Origin of the sequence: Pseudomonas sp. 13159349, assembly GCF_013305685.1 — a bacterium.
GTDB classification, from domain to species: domain Bacteria; phylum Pseudomonadota; class Gammaproteobacteria; order Pseudomonadales; family Pseudomonadaceae; genus Aquipseudomonas; species Aquipseudomonas asiatica.
Genome location: NZ_CP045553.1, coordinates 395,737 through 420,495 on the forward strand (window position 1 = coordinate 395,737; position 24,759 = coordinate 420,495).

Here is a 24,759-nt window from a genome sequence, read left to right on the forward strand (position 1 = left end):
TTTTAATTGCCTTGGTGAATTTGGATATGGAGGTCGGGAGTCGTAAGGAAAATGTTCTCTGCGTTGTACACTTCTCCGCCCCGAGAAATCAATGTTTTATGATGCAGTTCCACCACAACTCGTTTCCCGACACGAGCATTTTTGGGAACGTACGGAGCGAGCCCTTTTCTCATCCTAGAAATGTTCACCCGACTGAATTGTTTTGAAAGCATTTCGTCATTGCCAATTGCTTTCCAGATCGCTTCCCTCATGGACCGCCAATTTGGGAAGTTTCTCCCCCGCAGCAAGTCAGCAACCTGCATTGGAATGGGGGCTCCTTCACCTGTCGAAGCGCCTCTAGACCACGATTCGTCAACTTGAGGGCCGTACCCACTTGCCGTACCAGGATCTTCTCGCCGATCCCTGAACATTGTGTAGATTGGCGGCAGCCCCGAGTCTGCAGGAAAAACAACGATGTAGTCATCAAGGTTGGCGTCAGCAATACCTGGGTAGCTGTCAATCCTGATTTCAACCGGTAGCAATTCAGCTCCGGGATAAATCTTCGGAGGTTTTTGCTCAGAGGGCAGGCTGGTAGAGGAGTCTCCTGGTTTGTCGATAGGAGTCCAGGTGAGGGTCCGCGGCGGTGAGTCTGCGGTGGTCGCGGTATAGATGTTGCGTTGTGCGTCGAATGAAGCGGTAAGTACACGTACCTCAAATGGAACGGGGCCGCCGTTAGCTTTGACTACGAAAATTTCCGAGGCGCCCTCGGCCGTGGTCCGGGAGCTGAAACGGTAGGGCATCTCAGCTGTGCTGCTTATGCCTTCATTGGTTGCCAATGCTATGCTTACTTGGGGAGCTAGATCTGACAGCGGCGTTTGCAGGCTGTAGCGATCAGGGAGCTCACCATTACCGAGCCGAGGCGAGTAGAGCAAAGCCGAAACACCGACGATGAAACCCGAGCCTACAGCGACCGCATAACCTTCTAGTGCTCCAATCGCAGTTCCTAATACTGTGCGAAGTGAGAACAGGGGGGTATTACTCGACACTGTGCCTGCAGCCGTAAGCACGACCGAGCTGATTTGTGCAATGGAACCAGATGTAGAGTATGTATTTGCTGCTCGGACTGTGGCAGTTTCGGCGGCGATACGCTCGGCTTCGGCCTTCGCGGCAGCCTCGGCGGCGATACGCTCGGCTTCGGCCTTCGCGGCAGCCTCAGCGGCGATACGCTCTGCTTCGGCATTTGCGGCAGCTCTGGCTGCCATACGCGCGGCTTCTCGGGCTTGGACGCGGGCCCGTACTTGCTCTGTAGTGCTGCCCTGCAATTGTTGCGATAGATGATAAATCTGGAGTGCAATAAAGTCCCTAGTCTTAGAGTGGGCGTAGCTCTGTGTGGCTCTCTGAACGAAAAGGTCTGGGTTGTCGCTTATTTTTCCATATTTTTGCTCGTAACTGGAGATGACGGATGCAGAAGACCTCCATGTAGGATTGAAACCTAATAGTTGTCTGGCATTAGTGTCGAGAAGCGGTATCTCATCTAGTTTTTGTAGAATTAGGTCCTCCATTGCATATTTTCGCGCATTGATGTCATTTGCGTAGAGAGTGGCTGCCAGTTCCTCAACTTCTTCAGTTACTGATTGAATAATGTTGCCTAATTCAAATTTGCTGGTGTTCTCACTTCTGATTGCATCCAGCAGTTGCTCTGGTTTCGGGAGTGCCGTTGGAGAAGGAGTGGCAGGTGGTATATCAGAGATGAATGGGCCAGGCGCGGCATATGGCCAGTGAGGTAACCCAAAGGGATAAAGTGTGGGGAGTATTACTGGGATTCTATTTGTAGGATAGACATACTGGTCAGGTAGAACTAAAGGGCCCTGCATGTGACGCTCCAATTGAAAAGCAGCAGTTAGCTGCGGAGCTTGGAATCTTCGGCATTTGGCAGGGTTTAATGGAGAGAGATATAGTTCCCGGCTATCTGGTGTTTCTTGACTTAGCTTGGATTTCACGGCGCATCTAATGACCGTATTATTAGCTGTGTTGGGCTAGGGCGGCAGCCAATACTGAGATCGAGAGCTGAATTTCGCTTTTTAAGTCATCTCATGATGGTTGTTTTGATTTTTTACAATGTAAGTGAGGAGCGGTGCGTGATGACTGCTGCCCCATGGACTGCAGGTATTCCGAGCGGTCATTGCTGCGTTACGTAAAGCAAGTATCCCAGACCGCCTGAAGCGCCTTGTTGCCAGGCTTGTCGGCATAGGGCTCGACCTCTCGGTCAGCATCCCGCAGCTGCGCCAAGAGCTTTTCGGCTGCGTCCATGCGCCGACCAAGGCAGTGTCCTTGTCGCTTTGATCGGCATACTGGTCGAGAATGTGCTGGATTAGGTCGCGCAGCGCACCGCAATTATCGGGGCGGCGATGAAGGGGCTTTCATCGTCTCAGATATGGATCAGGAGTATCCGCTGTCTGAGGGGCTGAGCATGGCGCAATCGGTAGGAGGTATCGAGCGAATCGGCCAAGTTACCTACCGAACAGAAGCCAAACTGGGAAAAAGTAACTGAAATCTTTCGCGCGGCCCATGGAGGCTCTGTGCCGTGCGTTCTGGCGACCAATATTTGCACGGTGGCGACCACCCTCAGCCTTGGAGCGTGCAATGCCGCCTGGTTAGAACTGATCGAGGTCAGAAAGCGCCTGGAGGCGGTTTTCGACCTGTACTCGCCGCGCCTCGAAAGCCCGGGCGTCGAGTTTCGCGCCCATGTGGTCCAGTTGCAGGGCAAGGCGCGTACGTGGGGCATCCGGGTCGGTCGAACAGCACAGGTTGAAGACGATCGCCAGCGGGCTTCCGCTATCATCCAGGTCAAATTCGATGCGCAGGTGCGAGCTGGCCGAGGTGCTGCGCAGCAGGGCGAGGTCTGGCTGTTTCAAGCCATTAAGTATGTCGTTGGCAACCCGCTCGAACTTGAGGTTGCGACGCTGGGGCGCTGGAATCCAGCCGTTGAAGACGTCTTGAAACACAGCATCCGTGGGTACGCAGTTGATGCTTTTCGTTGTCCGCTCGATCAGTTCGACACCGCTGTTTTCCAGGCCCTGCAGAAAACGGTTGAACCAGCGCTGGCCATCCTGTTGGCGATCGTGAACCTGGTTGGCTTCCAGTTGCGCCAGGCGCAAGCAGGCATGAAGGTCTTCCCAGGGTTGGGTGGCAGGTTTGGTGGGCATGCTTCTGGCCCTCGCCGTAGGCGTAGGAAGGGGAACCTGGCGCCGCATGGCGGCGCCAGGCGCAGGTCAGATGTCCAGCGCCAGGATGTCGAACGCTTGGCTGGCCAGCTTCATCCTGACGGCTTCGCGCATGGCGTCGAAGTGGCGAACACTGAACGAGCCCTGCTGCGAGGCCCGGTATACCCTGGTGTTCGACTTGTCGATGATGCGGCCAGCGGAACCTGCGGTTTTCTCAGCCTTGTCATAGCTCAGCTGAACGCTGGTCATGTGCATGATCGGCAGGCCTTGCGGTGTCATCTCGCAGGCCGAAATCTGAATGGTGCTGGATTTGCCCGAAACGCTCACGCTGCTTTCTTCGAGCAGTTGCTGCGCCTTGGGTGTTTGCACGATCACTTCGAAGGAGCGTTTTACACAGCGGCTCAGGCGGTGGCTGGCGCCGATCTGGACGGTGACGATCTGCGGCACCAGGGTGGCCAGCGTGTGGGTGTCCTTGTCGATTGCCTCCTCGACATGGGCGGCGCCGGTCAGCGTCCAGCCGAACTTGCCCAGGCCGTCGTTGTAGAAGTTGTACCACTCGCGCTGCTGGGTTTCCTTGTCGAACTTCTTGTTTGCCGACAGGTTCATCAAGCGCATGCCATCGAGCACGTCTTCGGCAACGCTGGCAGGTACATCCGGGGCAAAGATGCAGACGGTGTTGGCAACCATGACGGCGCGTTCTTCGCCTTCTTTCTTCAGGGCGGCAATGGCGCTGTTCATGTCGGTCTTGCTGATAGTAGAGGTCATGTCTTGGTTTCCGATCGAGTTCATCATCGGCACCTCGGGTGAGGCGCCGGGGACGCACTTTGGTTCGGATCGTCAAGACAGATAAGCCGAAAGCCTTTCCTGCCGAGGAACTCCCTTACTGCTGGCCGATGGACTGCAGGTACTCCGAGCGGTCATCGCTGCGTTGTGCCACGCAGGTGTTCCACGCTGCTTCGAACGCCTTGCTGCCCGGTTTCTCGGCATAGGTTTCGACCTTGCAGTCGGCATCGCGCAGTTGCGTCCACAGTTTCTCGGCCGCCTCCATGCGCCCTGCCAAGGCGTCTGCCTTGTCGCCTTCGTCGGCGTACTGGTCGCGAATGCGCTGTATCAGGTCGTCATACGCCGACTTAAGTTCACGCTCGGCCGTCTGCTTGTTGAACGCCGCGCAAGCGAATGTCTGCTGGTCGGTCTCGACGTTGTCGCACGGGGTGCTTTCTTCCTCGCCGGCCTGGGCGCCCGATACGACAGCCAGCAGTACCAGCCATGCCATTGATTTCATCCGTTTTCTCCTCAACAAGGCTGACGAATCGGCTGGATTCTCGCTCAGCCGCCGACAAGACGATAGCTCCCTGAAGAAATGTTCATGAAACGGTCGGAAATGTCGTTATCGAGACTGTCTCTCATCGCCAGACGGCGCGCCAGAGGGCGCGATGTCGCGCATTGACGCTTTCGGCAAACCCCCTGTCGTTTTTGCATCGGGGCGCCTTTGGGCACAGGCATATGCTGGCCCCAAAGCGCCGGCAATAAGGTTTGGCGCAAACCCATTCAATAAAAGGGGACAGCCTGATGAGCCCAGCCGAACTTCACGCCGACAGCATCGTCATCGACGGCCTGATCATTGCCAAATGGAACCGCGAGCTGTTCGAAGACATGCGCAAAGGCGGGCTGACTGCGGCCAACTGCACGGTGTCGGTCTGGGAAGGCTTCAAGGCTACCGTCGACAACATCGCCGCCAGCCAGAAGCTGATCCGCGATAACAGCGACCTGGTGATGCCGGTACGCACCACCGCCGACATCCGCAAGGCCAAGGAACTGGGCAAGACCGGCATTCTCTTCGGCTTCCAGAACGCCCACGCCTTTGAAGACCAGATCGCCTACGTCGACGTGTTCAAGCAGCTGGGCGTGGGTATCGTGCAGATGTGCTACAACACCCAGAACCTGGTCGGTACCGGTTGCTATGAGCGAGACGGCGGCCTGTCGGGCTTCGGTCGCGAGATCGTTGCCGAAATGAACCGTGTCGGCATCATGTGCGACTTGTCCCACGTGGGCTCCAAGACCTCCGAAGAAGTCATCCTCGAGTCGAAAAAGCCGGTCTGCTACTCGCACTGCCTGCCTTCGGGCCTGAAAGAGCACCCGCGCAACAAGTCGGACGAAGAGCTGAAGTTCATCGCCGACCACGGCGGTTTCGTTGGTGTGACCATGTTCGCGCCGTTCCTGGCCAAGGGCATCGACTCGACCATCGACGACTACGCCGAAGCCATCGAGTACACCATGAACATCGTCGGTGAAGACGCCATCGGTATTGGTACCGACTTCACCCAAGGCCACGGCCAGGACTTCTTCGAATACCTGACCCACGACAAGGGCTACGCCCGTCGGCTGACCAACTTCGGCAAGATCATCAACCCGCTGGGCATCCGCACTGTGGGCGAATTCCCCAACCTCACCGAAACCTTGCTCAAGCGCGGCCACTCCGAGCGCGTGGTGCGCAAGATCATGGGTGAGAACTGGGTCAACGTCCTCAAGGACGTGTGGGGCGAGTAAGCCGCTCTCCAAGCCTGAAAGCCCCTGCCAGCAACGCCGGGGCATCCCGATAAAAAATTTTATGGAGTTGAGTTTCCATGGCCAAGATCGCCCCGCAATTGCCAATCGAAGTAGACAGCGAGACCGGTGTCTGGACCAGCGACGCCTTGCCGATGCTGTATGTGCCGCGCCATTTCTTCGTCAACAACCACATGGGCATCGAAGAAGTCCTGGGCGCCGACAAGTACGCCGAGATCCTCTACAAGGCCGGCTACAAGTCCGCCTGGCACTGGTGTGAAAAAGAAGCCGAGTGCCACGGCCTGGAAGGCGTGGCGGTGTTCGAGCACTACATGAAGCGCCTGAGCCAGCGCGGCTGGGGCCTGTTCGAAATCCAGGACATCGACCTCGACAAGGGCACCTGCAGCGTCAAGCTCAAGCACTCCGCGTTCGTGTACGTCTATGGCAAGTGCGGCCGCAAGGTCGACTACATGTTCACCGGCTGGTTCGCCGGCGCCATGGACCAGATTCTCGCTGCCCGCGGCAGCTCGATCCGCACCGTGGCCGAACAGGTCTATGGCGGGTCGGAAGAAGGCCACGAAGATGGCCTGTTCGTTACAAAGCCGTTGTAAGCCGGAGATAGCGTCATGGCATTCGAAGCAATGTTCCAGCCGATCCAGATCGGTAAACTGACCATCCGCAACCGTGTGCTCAGCACCGCGCACGCCGAGGTCTACGCCACTGACGGCGGCATGACGACCGACCGCTACGTGAAGTACTACGAAGAAAAGGCCAAGGGCGGTATCGGCCTGGCGATCTGCGGCGGCTCGTCGGTGGTGGCCATCGACAGCCCGCAGGAGTGGTGGGCGTCGGTCAACCTGTCGACCGACCGCATCATCCCGCACTTCCAGAACCTGGCCGACGCCATGCACAAGCATGGCGCCAAGATCATGATCCAGATTACCCACATGGGCCGTCGCTCGCGCTGGGACGGCTTCAACTGGCCGACCCTGATGTCGCCGTCGGGTATCCGTGAACCCGTGCACCGCGCCACCTGCAAGACCATCGAGGTGGAAGAGATCTGGCGCGTGATCGGCAACTACGCGCAAGCTGCCCGCCGCGCCAAGGAAGGTGGCCTGGACGGCGTGGAACTGTCGGCCGTGCACCAGCACATGATCGACCAGTTCTGGAGCCCGCGGGTCAACAAGCGTACCGACGAATGGGGCGGTACCTTCGAAGGCCGCATGAAGTTCGGCCTGGAAGTACTGAAGGCTGTGCGCGCCGAGGTCGGTGACGACTTCTGCGTGGGCATGCGTATCTGTGGCGACGAGTTCCACCCCGATGGCCTCAGCCACGAGGACATGAAGCAGATCGCTGCCTACTACGACGCCACTGGCATGCTCGACTTCATCGGCGTGGTCGGTTCGGGTTGCGACACCCACAACACCCTGGCCAACGTAATCCCGAACATGAGCTACCCGCCGGAGCCGTTCCTGCACCTGGCGGCCGGTATCAAGGAAGTGGTCAAGGTCCCGGTGCTGCACGCGCAGAACATCAAGGACCCGAACCAGGCCACGCGTATCCTCGAAGGTGGCTACGTGGACATGGTCGGCATGACCCGTGCGCACATGGCTGACCCGCACCTGATCGCCAAGATCAAGATGGGCCAGATCGACCAGATCAAGCAGTGCGTCGGTGCCAACTACTGCATCGACCGCCAGTACCAGGGCCTGGATGTACTGTGCATCCAGAACGCCGCGACCTCCCGTGAATACATGGGCGTGCCGCATATCATCGAGAAGACCACCGGCGCCAAGCGCAAGGTGGTGGTAGTTGGCGCCGGCCCGGCCGGCATGGAAGCGGCCCGCGTGGCTGCCGAACGTGGCCACGATGTGACCCTGTTCGAGAAGAAGGAGCAGATCGGCGGGCAGATCACCATCGCCGCCAAGGCCCCGCAGCGCGACCAGATCGCCGGTATCACCCGCTGGTACCAGCTGGAGCTGGCGCGCCTGAAGGTCGACCTGCGCCTGGGCACCGCCGCCGACGTGGCTGCCATCCAGGACCTGCGCCCGGACATCATCGTGCTGGCGGTGGGTGGGCATTCCTTCCTGGAGCAGAACGAGCACTGGGGCGCCGCCGAAGGGCTGGTGGTCAGCAGCTGGGACGTGCTCGACGGCAAGGTTGCGCCGGGCAAGAACGTGCTGGTGTACGACACCATCTGCGAGTTCACCGGCATGTCGGTGGCTGACTTCATCGCCGACAAGGGCAGCCAGGTCGAGATCGTCACCGACGACATCAAGCCGGGTGTGGCCATGGGCGGTACTACCTTCCCGACCTACTACCGCAGCATGTACCCGAAAGAAGTGATCATGACCGGCGACATGATGCTGGAAAAGGTCTACCGCGAAGGCGACAAGCTGGTGGCGGTGCTGGAAAACGAATACACCGGCGCCAAGGAAGAGCGCGTGGTCGACCAGGTGGTGGTGGAGAACGGCGTGCGTCCTGACGAGCAGCTGTACTACGCACTGAAGGAAGGTTCGCGCAACAAAGGCCAGATCGACGTGGAGGCACTGTTCGCCATCAAGCCACAGCCGATCCTCAGCCAGCCGGGCGAAGGCTACCTGCTGTACCGCATCGGCGACTGCGTGGCCCAGCGCAACGTGCATGCGGCGATCTACGACGCCTTGCGCCTGTGCAAGGACTTCTGATCGAGAAAAATCGTCGCCACCGGGCGCGGTCCCTGTGGGAGCGGGTTCACCCGCGAAAGCGTCAGCACAAGCAACAGAGTTGTCTGATCTGACGCATTCGCGGGTAAACCCGCTCCCACAAGGGGCCAATCCCACCTTCAGAGTGGCGCAAGAATCCAGCTGTTGTGGGAGCCTCCCATGTTGAACACCCTTCTACCTATCCTGCTGTTCGCTGCCCTTGGCCTGGCAGTGCTCGGCGCCCTGCGCCGGGTGCGCATGTGGCGGCGTGGCCGGCCGTCCAAGGTCAACCTGATCGGCGGCCTGCTGGCCATGCCGCGCCGCTACCTGGTGGACCTGCACCATGTGGTCGAGCGCGACAAGTACATGTCCAAGACCCACGTGGCCACCGCTGGCGGCTTCGTGCTGTCGGCCGTACTGGCGATCCTGGTGCACGGCTTCGGCCTGCAGAGCAAGATCCTCGGCTACGCGTTGCTGGTGGCCACGGTGATCATGTTCAGCGGCGCCATCTTCGTCTTCAAGCGCCGCCTCAACCCGCCTTCGCGCCTGTCCAAGGGCCCGTGGATGCGCCTGCCGAAGAGCCTGCTGGCGTTTGCCGTGAGCTTCTTCATCGCCACCTTGCCGGTCGCCGGCATCCTGCCGGCCAACACCGGTGGCTGGGTGATGGTGGGCATTCTCGGCCTGGGCGTGCTGTGGGGCGTGTCGGAGCTGTTCTTCGGCATGACCTGGGGCGGCCCGATGAAACACGCCTTCGCCGGTGCCCTGCACCTGGCCTGGCACCGTCGCGCCGAACGCTTCGGCGGCGGCCGTTCCACCGGCCTCAAGCCGCTGGACCTGGAAGACCCGAACGCGCCGCTGGGCGTGGAAAAGCCGGTGGACTTCACCTGGAACCAGCTGCTGGGCTTCGACGCCTGCGTGCAGTGCGGTAAATGCGAAGCCATGTGCCCGGCCTTTGCCGCCGGCCAGCCGCTGAACCCGAAAAAGCTCATCCAGGACATGGTCATCGGCCTGGCCGGTGGTACTGACGCGCAGTTTGCCGGCAGCCCATACCCGGGCAAACCGATCGGTGAGCATGGCGGCCACCCGCACCAGCCGATCGTCAATGGCCTGGTCGACGCCGAAACGCTGTGGTCGTGTACCACCTGCCGTGCCTGCGTTGAGGAATGCCCGATGATGATCGAGCACGTCGATGCCATCGTCGACATGCGCCGTCACCTCACCCTGGAAAAAGGCGCCACCCCGAACAAGGGCGCCGAAGTGCTGGACAACCTGATCGCTACCGACAACCCGGGCGGCTTCGCACCTGGCGGGCGCATGAACTGGGCCGCCGACCTCAACCTGCAACTGCTGTCGGAGGTGAAAACCACCGAGGTGCTGTTCTGGGTCGGTGACGGCGCCTTCGACATGCGCAACCAGCGCACCCTGCGCTCGTTCGTCAAAGTGCTCAAGGCGTCGGGCGTGGACTTTGCCGTGCTCGGCCTGGAAGAGCGCGACAGCGGCGACGTGGCGCGTCGTCTGGGCGATGAAGCGACCTTCCAGCAACTGGCCAAACGCAATATCCAGACCCTGGCCAAGTACAAGTTCCAGCGCATCGTCACCTGCGACCCGCACAGCTTCCACGTGCTGAAGAACGAGTACGGCGCCCTGGGCGGCGACTACCAGGTGCAGCACCACAGCACCTACATCGCCGAACTGATTGCGGCCAACAAGCTCAACCTCGGCCAGCACAAGGGTGGCAGCGTCACTTACCACGACCCGTGCTACCTGGGTCGTTACAACGGTGAGTACGAAGCTCCGCGTACCGTGCTCAAGGCCCTGGGTATCGAAGTGCGCGAGATGCAGCGCTCGGGCTTCCGTTCCCGTTGCTGCGGCGGTGGTGGCGGTGCGCCGATCACCGACATCCCTGGCAAGCAGCGTATCCCGGACATGCGCATGGACGACATCCGCGAGACCGAGGCCGAGCTGGTAGCTGTGGGTTGCCCACAGTGCACCGCCATGCTCGAAGGTGTGGTCGAACCGCGCCCGCAGATCAAGGACCTGGCCGAACTGGTGGCCGACGTGCTGATCGAAGAGGACGCGCCCTCTGCCCCAAAGCCGCAAACGGCCAAACGTGAACCTGCGGAGGTGCACTGATGAGCGACATTATCCGCCGCGACCCACGCGCCGAGTGGATCGCCCGTAACCGTCTGCACCCGCTGCATGCAGCGATGCAGACGCAGCAGACCAGCTGGATGGGGCCCAACGGCCTCATCCGCAAGAACCCCCATGCGATTGCCGCAGGCTTCATCGGCCCGGCCGGCATCAAGCGCATCGACCGCAGCGGCGCCCAGCAGGGCACCGCCGTGGGCGGGCGACGCACGGCGGCGGCCGAGGTCAAGCTGCCGCTGCACCAGGTGCCGGCGCCGGCGTTCTACATCGCCGTGGTGCCAGACATGGTCGGCGGCCGCCTGAGCAGCCACGACCGCGACCTGCTCGGCCTGGCCCACAGTCTGGCCGGCAGCGACGGTGCGGTGCTGGCAGTGGTGTTTGGCGAGCACAAGGAAAGCAACTTTTCCACAGCCGGGGTAGACCGCCTGCTGGTCATCGAAGGCGAGGCTTTCGAAGGTTATGCACCGGAGCAACTGGTACAAGGCTTGCGGGCTGTGGATAACCAGTTCACCCCGCGCCACTGGCTGCTGCCCGACAGCCGCACCGGTGGCGGCGAACTGGGCCGGCGCCTGGGCGCGGCACTGGGCGAGCGCCCGGCGACGCGGGTATGGCAGGTCAAGGACGGCCAGTGCATCGGCCGTGCCGGTGCCGGCCACCAAGACCTGCAGCGCGCCGTACCACGCTTGATCCTGGCGGCGGCCGAGTGCGCCGAGCCAGTCAGCGAAACCCGTCACGAAGCGCTGCCGGTGGAGTTGTCCACAAGCGTGGCGCGCAGCCTGTCGCGCATCGAAGACCTCGGCTCGGTGGCCGTGGACCCGGCCACCATTGCCATGGCCGAAGCCGAGTTCATCGTCTCGGGCGGCAACGGGGTCAAGGACTGGGACCTGTATCACAAGGCCACCGCGGCCCTCGGCGCCACCGAAGGCGCCTCGCGGGTGGCGGTGGACGATGGCTTCATGCCGCGCAACCGCCAGGTGGGTGCCACCGGTACCTGGGTTACCGCGCGGGTCTACGTGGCTGTGGGTATCTCGGGCGCGATCCAGCACCTGCAGGGCATCGGCGCCTGCGACAAGGTGGTGGCGATCAACATGGACCCGGGCTGCGACATGATCAAACGGGCCGACCTGTCGGTAATTGGCGACAGTTCGGCGATTCTCCAGGCACTGATCGAGGCTGTGGACAACTACCGCAGCGGCGGCCAGCGCGACGCGGCATAAGGGCACGAGCATGAGTACGAAAGTGATCAGCCTGGTTTCCATCGGTGCCCACCCCAGCTCCGGCCGCGCTCGCCGCGCCGAGCAGGATGCGCGCGCCGTGGAGCTGGGTTTGCAGCTGGCTGGGGATAACTTGCAGGTGGTGCATGCCGGCGACCCACGGGAAGAGGCGCTGCGCGCCTACCTGGGGATGGGCCTGGACCATCTGGATGTGCTGGAGCAGCCGGCTGGTGCCGACGTGCTGGGCGTGCTCGGGGATTACCTGCGCGATGCCGGGGCACAGCTGGTGCTGACTGGTAGCCAGGCCGAGACCGGCGAAGGGTCGGGCATGTTGCCGTTCCTGCTGGCCGAAAAGCTCGGCTGGCCGCTGATTGTGGGGTTGGCTGAAGTGGAGTCGATCGACAACGGCACCGCCCAGGTATTGCAGGCGCTGCCGCGCGGTCAGCGGCGTCGGCTGAAGGTGCGTCTGCCGTTGCTGGCGACTGTGGATAACGCTGCGCCCAAGCCGCGCCAGAGCGCTTTCGGGCCGGCGCGTCGGGGTGTGTTGGCGGCACGCAACGTGGCTATCGTCGAGGACGAACTGCTGGCCGAAGCCGAACTGCAGCCAGCCCGCCCACGGCCCAAGCGGCTTAAGGTGATCAAGGCCAAGAGCGGTGCCGACCGGATGAAGGCGGCGACGGCCAAGGCCAGTGGTGGCGGTGGCAAGGTATTGAAGGACGTTTCTCCACAGGAAGGCGCCGAGGCCATCCTCAAGCTGCTGGTGGAAGAAGGCGTGCTGCGCTAGAGCCTCACGCGGTCCCGGTGTAGGAGCGGCCTTGTGTCGCGATGGGCTGCGCAGCAGCTCCGGTTATCTTGATTCGTAGTCGAGATCCTGGGGCCGCGCTGCGGCCCATCGCGACACAAGGCCGCTCCTACATTCCATACACAGCCTCGATCGGTCGCTTTTGCCCACCGAATCTGTTCGCCAAGGTGTGGATAAAGTGTTGGCGCATGGCCGCAGCCCTTGTATGACGTGACCTCCAAGCTTTTGATCAAAAAACGATCAGTATTATCCCTGCCTTCGCATGCAAAGCACGGCAGCACCCTGCTGATTTGGCCCACAATCGCTGTTAGCCGGTCTGTGGATAATCTGTTCGGCATCACCTGTAAGCGGCGTAGTCAAAGGCTTTGGCAGATCTGTTCAAAAATTGAACAATCCCGCCCGGATGCTACGCGATGCCTGAAAATCAAGCCCTTGGGTCACTTATCAACAGGGCGATAGCAAAAAGCTCATTGGTTGCCCACAAAGTCTGTTGGTGTTTCTGTGGACAAGATGTATGAACTCCGCTGTAGCCCAGTTAATACGCGACCTTGGCTGATATGGTCAAATAATGATCAAGGTCCTACCTGACATTTTTGCCAGTACGCAAATGTTCAACCGACCATTACCGTATCCACAGGTCTTCGTATTTGTGAATAACTCATGGCGACATACCTGCTAAATGCCGATCGGCAGCACTCTGTACTGGGTACGTATCCCGGCGGCCCCCGTGCTTATGCGCCTTATGGAGTCATGAGCGCCGCCTGCGCACCAGGGCTGGCATTTTGTGGAGAGTATCGGGACCCAGTGACTGGGAATTACCCACTAGGAAATGGCCATCGTACCTACACACCCTCGCTCATGCGTTTCCAGTCACCCGACACGCAAAGCCCGTTCGGCGAGGGCGGGCTCAATGCTTATTTGTACTGCCTTGGTGACCCGGTCAACCACCGCGATCCCACAGGGCAGAAGGCAGAGGATTATGTACTGCCAGTGCTGAGTATCCTTACCAACGTGCTAGGTCTGTTTATCAGCGGGCTACGATTCAGAGCTTTCGTCAAGCAGGTGGGTGCTAGTCGAAGAATTGCCGTGGAAAGCCTTTCACCGTCGATTATGCCGCCAACACGACAGGATTGGGCTTTGTCCAGCGTGAGTGCGGTCGCTGGCGTTGCGGGGTTGACCATTGGTGTTGTGAGAACGGCCGATCCTGAAAACAACTGGCAGACATGGGCCTTGGCTACGCTGACCGTTGTGTCGCTCGCAACGACGGGCTATGAGGCATGGGGGCTGGCTCAGGAGAAGCCATGGAAACCGGATACGCCTGTCGCTGTGAGGCGGCGAGAATCTCCGCCTACCGCAGATGATGTGAACACTTCAGCGGCCGAGATCAGAGGCATGACCCCATCCCAGAAATACGGATAGCGACATCTGTCGCTATCCGCTTATCCCGGGCAGTTACTGCGCCTGCACTTCTTTCAGGTAAGGCGCAGGTTCCGCGCCCAGATTGTTCAGCAAGCGCTGGCTATACCAGTCAATGAAGTTGACCACGCCAAACTCGTAGGTCTTCGAGTAAGGCCCAGGCTGATAAGCAGTGGAGTTGATCCCACGCTGGTTCTCTTCAGCCAAACGACGGTCCTGATCGTTGGTTGCGTCCCAGACCTTGCGCATCTGCTCAGGGTCGTAGTCCACGCCTTCCACGGCATCCTTGTGTACCAGCCACTTGGTGGTGACCATGGTTTCCTGGGCGCTGATCGGCCACACGGTGAACACGATCATGTGGTCGCCCATGCAGTGGTTCCAGGAGTGTGGCAGGTGCAGGATGCGCATCGAGCCCAGGTCGGGGTTCTTGATGCGGCCCATCAGCTTCTTGCATGCCTGCTTGCCATCCATGGTCATCGACACGGTCCCCTTGAGCAGCGGCATGCGCACGATACGGTTACGCAGGCCATGGCTCTTGTGCAGGTACGGGATCTTCTCGGCTTCCCAGGCAGCGGCGGAGGCGGCTACGTGGTCCTTGAAGGCCTGGTCGGCGCGAGGGTCGTTGGTGTCGTCCCACTCCAGCAGGGTTTTCAGCAGTTCAGGGTGCGACCCATTGCAGTGGTAGCACTCGCGGTTGTTTTCCAGCACCAGTTTCCAGTTGGCCTTTTCCATCAAGGTGGTTTGTACCGCCACCTTGGTGTTTTCCATATCGTACGGTTCCATGTAGTGGTCCAGGGTGGCCAGGAACTCGTCGATGGCGGGCGGGTTTTCCGCCAGGCTGATGAAGATGTAGCCGCCAGCGACCTTCACGTTCACCGGCTTCAGGCCATACTGGTTCATGTCGAAGTCGGCGCCCATTTCAGTGCCGGCGAACAGCAAGCGGCCGTCCAGCTCGTAGGTCCACTGGTGGTAAGGGCAGACCAGCTTGGCCACCTTGCCTTTTTCGCTGGTGCACAGACGCGAGCCGCGGTGGCGGCAGACGTTATGGAAGGCATGCACCTTACCCTCGGCACCACGGATCACGATGATCGGGTTCTTGCCGATCTGCAGGGTCAGGAAGTTGCCCTTTGTCGGAATCTCGCTTACCAGCCCCGCGATCAGCCACTCCTTGTGGAAGATCTCCTGCATGTCGATCTGGAACAGACGCTCGTCGGTGTAGAAAGGCTGGGGCAGCGAGTAGGTGCGCTCGCGGGTCTGCAGCATCTCGGCGGTGGCCTTGCGTGCAGGTTCCAGTGGATCGCCCAGGCTCAGGGTTGCGGTGACGTCCATCGTGTATTCCTCGGGGCCGTGTGCGGCCGGCAAAAGGTGGCTAATCGTTGTTGTGGTGCCGCAAGGCTGCTCATCAGAAACAGCTAGTTGTTTTGCCGTGGAGTGTGCGTCCGAAGGCGTCATGAACCGTATCCATGGGCGACATGGCCGATTTGAATTACGACGCGCCAGCCCTTGCAGTGCGGGGCTGGTCGCGATAAGCACGCCGATGTCGCTGGCAGGAATGTACGTCGTCTTCAGCTTGCGCATTATCCAAGCCATAAAACGGCCAATAGTCGGCTGCTGGAGATGAACATGTCCGATACCTTCCTCAATCCGGTCACTACCCAGACCTGGGCCAACGGCCGCCACATCGTGCGCTGCGTCAAGGTCATCCAGGAGACCTGGGACGTGCGCACCTTCTGCTTCATGGCCGATCAACCGATCATGTTCTTCTTCAAGCCGGGGCAGTTCGTCACCCTGGAGCTGGAGATCGAAGGCAAGCCGGTGATGCGCTCCTACACCATCTCCAGTTCACCCTCGGTGCCCTACAGCTTCTCGATCACGGTCAAGCGCGTACCGGGCGGCCTGGTGTCCAACTTCCTTCACGACACCATGCACGAAGGCGCCGAGCTGCCGGTGCATGGCCCGGTGGGGCTGTTCAACGCCATCGATTTCCCGGCGCAAAAGGTGCTGTACCTCTCGGGCGGTGTCGGGATCACCCCGGTCATGTCGATGGCGCGCTGGTTCTACGACACCAACGGCAATGTCGACATGGTGTTCGTGCACAGCGCCCGTTCGCCGAAGGACATCATCTACCATCGTGAACTGGAGCAGATGGCCTCGCGCATCCCCAATTTCAGCCTGCACATCATTTGTGAAAAGCATGGCCTGGGTGAGCCGTGGGCGGGTTATCGCGGTTACCTCAACCAGCGCCTGATGGAGCTGATCGCGCCGGACTACATGGACCGTGTGGTGTTCTGCTGCGGCCCGACGCCATACATGACTGCGGTCAAGCGCATGCTCGAAGCGGTCGGCTTCGACATGAAGAACTATCACGAGGAATCGTTCGGTGCGACGCCGCCTGAGGCCAAGGCCGATGCGGTGGAGCATGCCGAGCAGGCTGCCGACGCGCCGGAACTGGATGCGGCCGACCTCAACCTGGTGGAGTTCATCGGCAGCGAGAAGAGCATCCGCATCGCCCCGGGCGAGACCGTGCACGCGGCGGCGGCCAAGGTTGGCCTGATGATCCCGAAAGCCTGCGGTATGGGCATTTGCGGCACCTGCAAGGTGCTCAAGCTGGGCGGCGAAGTGGAGATGGAGCACAACGGCGGCATTACCGAAGAGGACGAAGCCGAGGGCTACATCCTGTCGTGCTGCAGTGTGCCGAAAGGGGATGTGCGGATCGATTACTGATCCTGTGTTCCCAGGGCCGCAAAGCGGCCCTGTTCTGTTTCACAACTGGTATTTCCGACAGTTCCAGATTACCCGAGGTACCAAATAGAATTGCCTCAGTCCTCTTTGAGTATTGAGCATGAACCGTTGCCATTTGCTAGTTGTGGATATGAGCGGTTCAGTGTTTTACCGCAGCCACTGCAGAACACACGGCGCATATGACCCCTATGGTGCACATCCAGGCAATGCTGCTTGGGTACTCGCATTTAATGGCGAGCGCCGAGATAACCTCACAGGCTTTTATCTGCTCGGCAATGGCAGAAGAGCATATAGCTCCGCATCAAGGCGATTCTTGTCTGCAGACCAGCTGAGCCCATTTTCCAAGGGGGGTATCAATGCTTATGCCTATTGCTTGGGAGATCCGGTTAACAGGCAAGATCCGAGCGGAGCATTCAGCATTCTCTCGTTTCTCAAAAGCGCGATATGGCTAGGCTCGCGGATTAAAGCAGCTTGGGCTCGTCCAGCTGGATTGAAGGTGTTGGCTGAAGCGGCTAAATGGACGGCCGGTATCGGAGGCAGCCTGGCTTTTTACGGAGTACCTGGTGGTAAAGAGTTGGCGACTGCTGGGAGTATTGTGAAGGCCGGGTTAAAAGGATTTTCAGTCGGCAGGGCGCTGCAGAAAGAGGTTGAGAATAGTTTTGGGCCTCTCATGATGGATTTGGCTGGGGCTGAATTTTCGCCCTTCGTTGGCCCTACCACCGCCAGCGAGTCTCCAAGCCCCTTGGCGCTTGCTGAACAGATCAGGGCTGCATCTCGCCAACCCATTAAAGTCCAAGGCAAGGCGTGACAATTCTGCAATCACCGCACGGGCCTGTTGCGCCCCGGTAGCACTCTGCACCGACAGCTCATTGATGTTCGCCAGGTTGCGTCCACTTTCCGCGCCACTTCTTCCACAGCGCTGATCATCTCGATGAGGGGGCTGGCCGCCTGTTCGATTTCGTTGTTCTGCTGCTGGCCACGGGCGCTTTCGTCAGTCCTTTTCCTGACCGGCGGTTGATCCAGGTCGGAACAAGGGGCCGGCTACCCTGTCAATCTGCGGGTTAGACACTTTGTGAATCCGATATTTAATGGCGATGGGCCGCACTTTTCTTTATCGTGTGCGCCCCTCGCAACAACCTGAGATAGACCCATGCTGGAAGCTTCCCTGAATCAAATCGAGCAACTGGTCAGCGACCTGATGCAGAAGAACGCTCAACTCACCGAGCAGAACGCCGCCCTCGGTCAGGAACTGGCCCAGGCCAAGGAAGAGAACGAAACCCTGCAGCTGTCGCTGATGGAGCAGGAAGAGAAGAACGGCAGCACCGCCGCACGCCTGCAGGCCCTGCTCGAGCGCGCCAACGCCGGCGTCGTAGGCGCATGACACTGCGAGCGCAGCCGATCAATGTCGTGTCGATCCTCGGCAACGACTATTCGATCAAGGCGCCTGAAGGCCAGGAAGCGACCCTGGCCCAGGCGGTGCAGATGCTCAACACCGCCCTGGCCCAGACCAAGCGTCAGTACCCGACCCTGATCGGCGACAAGCTGCTGGTGCTGGCCGCGCTGAACCTGTGTTCGCGGCAGATCGAGCTGCAGGATGAGCACCGCAAGACGCTGGAGCGTACACAGGCGCAGATCGATGCCACGGTGGACGCCATCGTGCGGACCATAGCCGAACAATAAGGTCTTACATTGACCTCTGTGGGAGCGGATTCACCCGTGAATGCGTCAGTGCATTCAGCATCGCATTCGCGGGTAAACCCGCTCCCACAGGGTATCTGATTGCTTCAGGTCACTGGATTAACTGGATACGCAAGTGTATACACTTTCCGCAAAACAATAATTATGCGGGGAGTAGGGCATGCGTATCTGGCGTAAAAGCATCCAGTGGCAGTTGATTTCCAGCATGGGCGCAGCCCTGCTGGCGAGCATCCTGGTGGTGGTCATCATTTTCACGGTGGCGCTCAACCGTCTCACCGAACGCTACCTGGTCGATACCGCGCTGCCCGCCAGCATCGAGGCCATCCGCAACGACATCGAGCGCATGCTCGGACAGCCGCTGGTGGCGGCGGCAGATATTGCCGGCAACACCCTGCTGCGCGACTGGCTTGCCGCCGGTGAAGACCCCGCCCATGCCGCTCCATTCATCGAATACCTGACCGCCGCCAAGCAGCGCAACCAGGCCTTCACCACTTTGTTCGTCTCGACCGACACCGGCCACTACTACAACGAGAATGGCCTGGACCGTACCCTCAGCCGCAGCAATCCCAAGGACAAATGGTTCTACGGCTACATCGACAGCGGTGCCGAACGCCTGATCAACATCGACATCGACGGTGCCACCGGCGAGCTCGCGCTGTTCATCGATTATCGCGTGGAAAAGAATGGCCAACTGGTCGGTGTGGCCGGTATGGGCCTGCGCATGACCGAACTGTCGAAGCTGATCCATGACTTCAAATTTGGCGAGCACGGGAAGGTGTTCCTGGTGCGTAACGATGGCCTGATCCAGGTTCATCCGGACGCTGCCTTCAGCGGCAAACGCCAGCTCACCGAACAGCTCGGCGCGGATGCCGCCAAGGTGCTGATGACTGGCGGCGAAGGCCTGCGCAGCAGCCGCTTCAGCCGTGACGGCGAAAGCTACCTGGCGCTCGGACTGCCCCTTCGCGACCTCAACTGGACCCTGGTGGCCGAGGTGCCCGAGGAGGAAATCTACGCGCCAATGCACCAGGCGGTATGGCTGACCAGCCTGATCGGTGGTGCCGTGGCCCTGGTGTCGCTGCTGCTGGTGGTGCTGCTGGCGCGTGGCCTGGTGCGGCCGATCCGCCGCGTGACAGCGGCGCTGGTGCAGATTGGCAGCGGCGCGGGTGACCTCAGCCACCGGCTGGACGATTCACGCCAGAACGAACTGGGCGACCTGGCGCGTGGTTTCAACCGCTTCCTCGACAGCCAGCGCCGGTTGATCGGCGAGGTATTGCACACTTCCGAGCGGCTGCACCTGGCGGTCGAGCAGGTGACACAGGTGGTGGACAACACCGCCGAGCGTTCCGGGCGCCAGCAGGAAATGACCGAAATGGTCGCTACCGCCGTGCACGAAATGGGTTTGACCGTGCAGGACATTGCCCGCAATGCCGGTGATGCGGCCCAGGCCTCGCAGTCGGCGAGGGACGAAGCCCTGCAGGCGCGTGAAGTGGTGCAACGCTCGATCCGTGGTATCGAGGGGATGTCGGGTGATATCGGCAAGGCGGCCGATGCAGTCAGCCAGCTGGCCGAGGAAGTAGCTTCGATCGACGAAGTTCTTGCGGTTATCCGTAGTATTTCCGAGCAAACCAACCTGCTGGCGCTGAATGCCGCCATCGAGGCGGCCAGGGCAGGGGAGATGGGCCGTGGGTTTGCCGTGGTGGCCGATGAGGTGCGTACCTTGGCCCGGCGCACGCAGCTGTCCACCGACGAAGTGCAGCAGATGATCCAGCGCTTGAAGCAGGGCGCGGGTTCGGCTGTGAGTTCGATGCAGGCTGGGCAGCAGGCGACGGGTAGCGGGGTGGAGTCGAGCCAGCGCACCGGAGCGTCATTGGGGGCGATCACTGACCAGGTCGAGCACATCAGCGACATGAACCATCAGGTAGCTACTGCGACCGAAGAGCAGTCGGCGGTGACCGAGGAGATCAATCGTACGGTGCAGGGGATTTCCGACCTGGCGCGGGAGACCGCGGCGGAGGTGCAGGGCTGTCGTGAAGAGTGCCAGGCGCTGCGTGGCTTGGCGGATGACCTGGCGCGGCAGATGGGTGGGTTCAGGCTTTAGATCAGGGCTTCTTCGCGGGCTTGCCCGCTCCCACAGGTACTGCACAGCTCTCGACGGCTGCGATGTTCCTGTGGGAGATTGCCCAACCCTTTGGGCTGCGCTGTCGCGCAGAGAACCAATATCGCTCGTCTGACGCGTCCTTTGTAGGAGCAGCCTTGTGCTGCGAAGAGGCCGGTACAGCCAATAGACAGGCTTTGTCAGCCCCGGCCTCTTCGCAGCACAAGGCTGCTCCTACAGGGCCTCGCCGAACCAATGAGTCATGTGTTGCTCTATGAGAGCGGGCATGCCCGCGAATGCGGGCTGTCAGGCGCCGATGATGCTGCGGATATCCGCCGCCAGCTCGCGCACCCGCTCTTGCTCGGTATCCCACGAGCACATGAACCGCGCCCCGCCGCTACCAATGAAGGTATAGAACCGCCACCCCTTGGCGCGCAGTGCGTCGATCGCGTGCTCTGGCATCTGCAGAAACACCCCGTTGGCCTCGACCGGGAACATCAGCTCCACCCCCGGCAAGTCACTCACCAGCGAGGCGAGCAACTGCGCGCAATGGTTGGCATGCGTGCCATGGCGAAGCCAGGCGCCATCTTCCAGCAGGCCCACCCAAGGCGCCGACAGGAAGCGCATCTTCGATGCCAGTTGCCCGGCCTGCTTGCAGCGGTAGTCGAAGTCCTCGGCCAGTTGGCGGTTGAAGAACAGGATCGCCTCGCCCACCGCCATGCCGTTCTTGGTGCCGCCAAAGCACAGTACATCGACACCGGCCTTCCAGGTCAGCTCTGCCGGGCTGCAGCCCAGGAACGAGCAGGCATTGCTGAAGCGTGCGCCGTCCATGTGCAGGTTCAGCCCCAGCTCCTTGCAGGTGGCGCTGATCGCCTTCAGCTCGTCGGGGCGATAGACGGTGCCCACCTCGGTGGCCTGGGTAATGGTCACCACCCGTGGCTTGGGGTAGTGGATGTCCTGACGCTTCAGCGCCACTTCGCGGATCGACTGTGGTGTCAGCTTGCCGTTGACGCTGGGCGCGGTCAGCAGCTTGGAGCCGTTGGAGAAGAACTCCGGCGCACCGCACTCGTCGGTTTCGACGTGGGCGGTCTCGGAGCAGATCACGCTGTGGTAGCTCTGGCACAGCGAGGCCAGGGCCAGGGAGTTGGCGGCGGTGCCGTTGAAGGCGAAGAACACCTCGCAGTCGGTTTCGAACAGCTTGCGGAAGTATTCCGCGGCGCGTTCGGTCCACTGGTCGTCGCCGTAGGCGCGGTCGTGGCCATGGTTGGCCTTTTCCATCGCTGCCCAGGCTTCGGGGCAGATGCCGGAATAGTTGTCGCTGGCGAATTGTTGGCTCTTATCTGTCATGACACTGTCCTGTGAACGACGCAGAACAGCACTCTAAACCATCGATTCAGCAGTTGCCTATACAAGCGGTGCATCGGCTGATTTCAGCGGTGCCTGTACTGGGCCTATCGCCGGCAAGCTGGCTCCCACAGGTACTCCACAGGGCTTGAGAGCAATGTCATTCCTGTGGGAGCCGGCTTGCCGGCGATGAGGCCAGAGAGGCCAGTGCAAAACGAATGTCGTAAACGCGCCATTGCAAGGCGTGCGCAGGCATCTGACCCGCCCCGGCCAGTCATAACATCGCCACAAAGGGCCACAGTGCCCCACGACAAAAAACGATCGCTGCCGGGAGATACACGATGTTCAGCAAGCAAGACCAGATTCAGGGTTACGACGATGCACTGCTGGCGGCGATGAATGCCGAAGAACAGCGCCAGGAAGACCACATCGAGCTGATCGCCTCGGAAAACTACACCTCCAAGCGCGTGATGCAGGCCCAAGGCAGCGGCCTGACCAACAAGTACGCCGAAGGCTACCCGGGCAAGCGCTACTACGGCGGCTGCGAGCACGTGGACAAGGTAGAGGCCCTGGCCATCGAGCGCGCCAAGCAGCTGTTCGGTGCCGACTACGCCAACGTCCAGCCGCACTCCGGCTCCTCGGCCAATGCTGCGGTCTACCTGGCCCTGCTGCAGGCTGGTGACACCATCCTCGGCATGAGCCTGGCCCACGGCGGCCACCTGACCCACGGTGCCAAGGTGTCGTCTTCGGGCAAACTGTACAACGCTGTGCAATACGGCATCGACACCAACACCGGCCTGATCGACTACGACGAAGTCGAGCGCCTGGCTGTCGAGCACAAGCCGAAAATGATCGTTGCCGGCTTCTCGGCCTACTCCAAGACGCTCGATTTCCCACGCTTCCGCGCCATCGCCGACAAGGTCGGCGCGCTGCTGTTCGTCGACATGGCCCACGTAGCCGGCCTGGTTGCCGCTGGCCTGTACCCGAACCCGATCCCGTTCGCCGATGTGGTTACCACCACCACTCACAAGACCCTGCGCGGCCCACGTGGCGGCCTGATCCTTGCCAAGTCGAACGAAGAGATCGAGAAGAAGCTGAACGCCGCGGTGTTCCCAGGCGCCCAGGGCGGCCCGCTGATGCACGTGATCGCCGCCAAGGCCGTTTGCTTCAAGGAAGCGCTGGAGCCTGAATTCAAGGCCTACCAGCAACAAGTGATCGAAAACGCCCAGGCCATGGCCCAGGTGTTCATCGACCGCGGCTACGACGTGGTTTCCGGCGGCACCGACAACCACCTGTTCCTGGTCAGCCTGATCCGCCAGGGCCTCACCGGCAAAGATGCCGACGCCGCCCTGGGCCGCGCGCACATCACCGTCAACAAGAACGCCGTGCCGAATGACCCGCAGTCGCCATTCGTCACCTCGGGCCTGCGCATCGGTACCCCGGCCGTTACCACCCGCGGCTTCAAGGTCGCTCAGTGCGTGGCCCTGGCCGGCTGGATCTGCGACATCCTCGACAACCTCGGTGACGCAGACGTCGAAGCCGATGTGGCGAAGAACGTCGCGGCCCTGTGCGCAGATTTCCCTGTTTACCGCTGAGTGGAGTCACACACCATGCAACGTTACTCGGGCTTCGGCCTTTTCAAGCACTCCCTCAGCCACCACGAGAACTGGCAGCGCATGTGGCGCACGCCAACCCCTAAAAAGGTCTACGACGTGGTTATCGTTGGCGGTGGCGGCCATGGCCTGGCCACGGCCTACTACCTGGCCAAGGAGCACGGCATCACCAACGTCGCCGTGATCGAGAAGGGCTACCTGGGCGGCGGCAACACCGCCCGTAACACCACCATCGTGCGTTCCAACTACCTGTGGGACGAGTCGGCGCACCTGTACGAGCACGCCATGAAGCTGTGGGAGGGCCTGTCCCAGGACCTCAACTACAACGTGATGTTCTCCCAGCGCGGCGTGTACAACCTGTGCCACACCCTGCAGGACATGCGTGACTCCGAGCGCCGGGTCAGCGCCAACCGCCTGAACGGCGTGGATGGCGAGCTGCTCAACACTGCCCAGGTCGCGGCCGAGATCCCTTACCTGGACTGCTCGAAGAACACCCGCTACCCGATCCTCGGTGCCACCGTGCAGCGCCGTGGCGGCGTGGCGCGTCACGACGCCGTGGCCTGGGGCTTTGCCCGTGCCGCCGACGCCCTGGGCGTGGACCTGATCCAGCAGACCGAAGTGATCGGCTTCCGCAAGGAAAACGGCGCGGTCATCGGTGTGGAAACCAACAAAGGCTTCATCGGCGCCAAGCGCGTCGGCGTGGTCACCGCCGGTAACTCCGGGCACATGGCCAAGCTGGCCGGCTTCCGCCTGCCGCTGGAATCGCACCCGCTGCAAGCACTGGTATCCGAGCCGATCAAGCCGATCATCGACAGCGTGATCATGTCCAACGCCGTGCACGGCTACATCAGCCAGTCCGACAAGGGCGACCTGGTGATCGGTGCCGGTATCGACGGCTGGGTCGGCTATGGCCAGCGCGGTTCGTACCCGGTGATCGAGCACACCCTGCAGGCCATCGTCGAGATGTTCCCCAACCTCTCGCGCGTGCGCATGAACCGCCAGTGGGGCGGCATCGTCGATACCTCGCCGGACGCTTGCCCGATCATCACCAAGACCCCGGTCAAGAACATGTTCTTCAACTGCGGTTGGGGTACTGGCGGCTTCAAGGCGACCCCGGGTTCGGGCAACGTCTTCGCCGCGAGCCTGGCCAAGGGCGAAATGCACCCACTGGCCGCGCCGTTCTCCATGGACCGTTTCTACAACGGCGCACTGATCGACGAACACGGCGCCGCCGCCGTCGCCCACTAACCGGAGAC

At 61.0% G+C, this 24,759-nt stretch carries 20 protein-coding genes and 1 pseudogene; 15 read left to right on the plus strand and 6 right to left on the minus strand.

The features are described from left to right. Window positions 1-2: 2 nt before the first annotated feature. From GEV38_RS01800 to GEV38_RS01815, 4 genes are all read right to left on the minus strand, one after another. Window positions 3-1,853: an S-type pyocin domain-containing protein gene (locus GEV38_RS01800; protein ID WP_081014017.1), complete on the minus strand. Its 1,851-nt coding sequence runs from the start codon at window positions 1,851-1,853 to the stop codon at window positions 3-5. A 780-nt stretch (window positions 1,854-2,633) separates the two neighbouring features. Then, window positions 2,634-3,185 (minus strand): hypothetical protein, encoded by a 552-nt coding sequence (locus GEV38_RS01805; protein ID WP_015268648.1) that lies wholly within the window; start codon window positions 3,183-3,185, stop codon window positions 2,634-2,636. A gap of 66 nt (window positions 3,186-3,251) precedes the next feature. Further along, window positions 3,252-3,968 (minus strand): hypothetical protein, encoded by a 717-nt coding sequence (locus GEV38_RS01810; protein ID WP_080958440.1) that lies wholly within the window; start codon window positions 3,966-3,968, stop codon window positions 3,252-3,254. Between the two features lie 115 nt (window positions 3,969-4,083). Then, window positions 4,084-4,485 (minus strand): lysozyme inhibitor LprI family protein, encoded by a 402-nt coding sequence (locus tag GEV38_RS01815; protein WP_003257504.1) that lies wholly within the window; start codon window positions 4,483-4,485, stop codon window positions 4,084-4,086. 287 nt (window positions 4,486-4,772) lie between these two features. Here GEV38_RS01815 and GEV38_RS01820 point away from each other — a divergent pair, with 287 nt between their 5' ends. The 7 genes from GEV38_RS01820 (at window position 4,773) to GEV38_RS01850 (ending at window position 14,014) form a co-directional block, all read left to right on the plus strand. Next, window positions 4,773-5,750, plus strand: a complete 978-nt coding sequence (locus tag GEV38_RS01820; protein WP_003257506.1) for a dipeptidase — start codon at window positions 4,773-4,775, stop codon at window positions 5,748-5,750. Between the two features lie 77 nt (window positions 5,751-5,827). Beyond that, a complete protein-coding gene (locus GEV38_RS01825) occupies window positions 5,828-6,358 on the plus strand; it encodes a DUF5943 domain-containing protein (protein ID WP_013970507.1) in 531 nt (176 codons plus the stop codon). A gap of 15 nt (window positions 6,359-6,373) precedes the next feature. Then, window positions 6,374-8,434: a dimethylglycine demethylation protein DgcA gene (gene dgcA / locus GEV38_RS01830; RefSeq protein ID WP_025337383.1), complete on the plus strand. Its 2,061-nt coding sequence runs from the start codon at window positions 6,374-6,376 to the stop codon at window positions 8,432-8,434. A 177-nt stretch (window positions 8,435-8,611) separates the two neighbouring features. After that, window positions 8,612-10,564: a dimethylglycine demethylation protein DgcB gene (gene dgcB, locus GEV38_RS01835; RefSeq protein ID WP_054573674.1), complete on the plus strand. Its 1,953-nt coding sequence runs from the start codon at window positions 8,612-8,614 to the stop codon at window positions 10,562-10,564. Further along, complete coding sequence (locus GEV38_RS01840) at window positions 10,564-11,796, plus strand: electron transfer flavoprotein subunit alpha/FixB family protein (protein ID WP_015268651.1); 1,233 nt, start codon at window positions 10,564-10,566, stop codon at window positions 11,794-11,796. The genes dgcB and GEV38_RS01840 overlap by 1 nt, the downstream gene beginning before the upstream one ends. A gap of 10 nt (window positions 11,797-11,806) precedes the next feature. Then, complete coding sequence (locus tag GEV38_RS01845; protein WP_003257512.1) at window positions 11,807-12,577, plus strand: electron transfer flavoprotein subunit beta; 771 nt, start codon at window positions 11,807-11,809, stop codon at window positions 12,575-12,577. A 768-nt stretch (window positions 12,578-13,345) separates the two neighbouring features. Then, window positions 13,346-14,014 (plus strand): RHS repeat-associated core domain-containing protein, encoded by a 669-nt coding sequence (locus tag GEV38_RS01850; protein WP_232873974.1) that lies wholly within the window; start codon window positions 13,346-13,348, stop codon window positions 14,012-14,014. 33 nt (window positions 14,015-14,047) lie between these two features. Here the strand turns inward: GEV38_RS01850 and gbcA are convergent, their stop codons facing one another. After that, entirely contained in the window at window positions 14,048-15,340 is a 1,293-nt protein-coding gene (gene gbcA / locus GEV38_RS01855) for a glycine-betaine demethylase subunit GbcA (RefSeq protein WP_015268653.1), read from the minus strand. A gap of 294 nt (window positions 15,341-15,634) precedes the next feature. On the opposite strand from gbcA, the gene gbcB reads away from it, so the two are divergent. From gbcB to GEV38_RS27965, 6 genes and pseudogenes are all read left to right on the plus strand, one after another. Then, a complete protein-coding gene (gene gbcB / locus GEV38_RS01860; RefSeq protein ID WP_015268654.1) occupies window positions 15,635-16,735 on the plus strand; it encodes a glycine-betaine demethylase subunit GbcB in 1,101 nt (366 codons plus the stop codon). A 118-nt stretch (window positions 16,736-16,853) separates the two neighbouring features. Next, a complete protein-coding gene (locus GEV38_RS01865) occupies window positions 16,854-17,561 on the plus strand; it encodes an RHS repeat-associated core domain-containing protein (RefSeq protein ID WP_239688303.1) in 708 nt (235 codons plus the stop codon). A gap of 342 nt (window positions 17,562-17,903) precedes the next feature. Then, entirely contained in the window at window positions 17,904-18,134 is a 231-nt protein-coding gene (locus tag GEV38_RS01870) for a hypothetical protein (protein ID WP_003257514.1), read from the plus strand. Next, window positions 18,131-18,433, plus strand: a complete 303-nt coding sequence (locus tag GEV38_RS01875) for a cell division protein ZapA (RefSeq protein ID WP_003257516.1) — start codon at window positions 18,131-18,133, stop codon at window positions 18,431-18,433. Before GEV38_RS01870 ends, GEV38_RS01875 begins: the two co-directional genes overlap by 4 nt. A 223-nt stretch (window positions 18,434-18,656) precedes the next feature. After that, a pseudogene (locus GEV38_RS27960) lies at window positions 18,657-19,685 on the plus strand (cache domain-containing protein); the annotation flags it as partial. A 135-nt stretch (window positions 19,686-19,820) separates the two neighbouring features. Next, window positions 19,821-20,549 (plus strand): methyl-accepting chemotaxis protein, encoded by a 729-nt coding sequence (locus GEV38_RS27965; RefSeq protein WP_371867753.1) that lies wholly within the window; start codon window positions 19,821-19,823, stop codon window positions 20,547-20,549. Between the two features lie 303 nt (window positions 20,550-20,852). Here GEV38_RS27965 and GEV38_RS01885 read toward each other — a convergent pair whose 3' ends face one another. Next, window positions 20,853-21,893 (minus strand): low specificity L-threonine aldolase, encoded by a 1,041-nt coding sequence (locus tag GEV38_RS01885; protein WP_015268657.1) that lies wholly within the window; start codon window positions 21,891-21,893, stop codon window positions 20,853-20,855. A 338-nt stretch (window positions 21,894-22,231) separates the two neighbouring features. Here GEV38_RS01885 and GEV38_RS01890 point away from each other — a divergent pair, with 338 nt between their 5' ends. After that, window positions 22,232-23,485 (plus strand): serine hydroxymethyltransferase, encoded by a 1,254-nt coding sequence (locus GEV38_RS01890; protein WP_013970518.1) that lies wholly within the window; start codon window positions 22,232-22,234, stop codon window positions 23,483-23,485. A gap of 15 nt (window positions 23,486-23,500) precedes the next feature. After that, window positions 23,501-24,751, plus strand: a complete 1,251-nt coding sequence (locus GEV38_RS01895) for a sarcosine oxidase subunit beta family protein (protein ID WP_003255680.1) — start codon at window positions 23,501-23,503, stop codon at window positions 24,749-24,751. The last annotated feature ends 8 nt before the right edge of the window (window positions 24,752-24,759 follow it).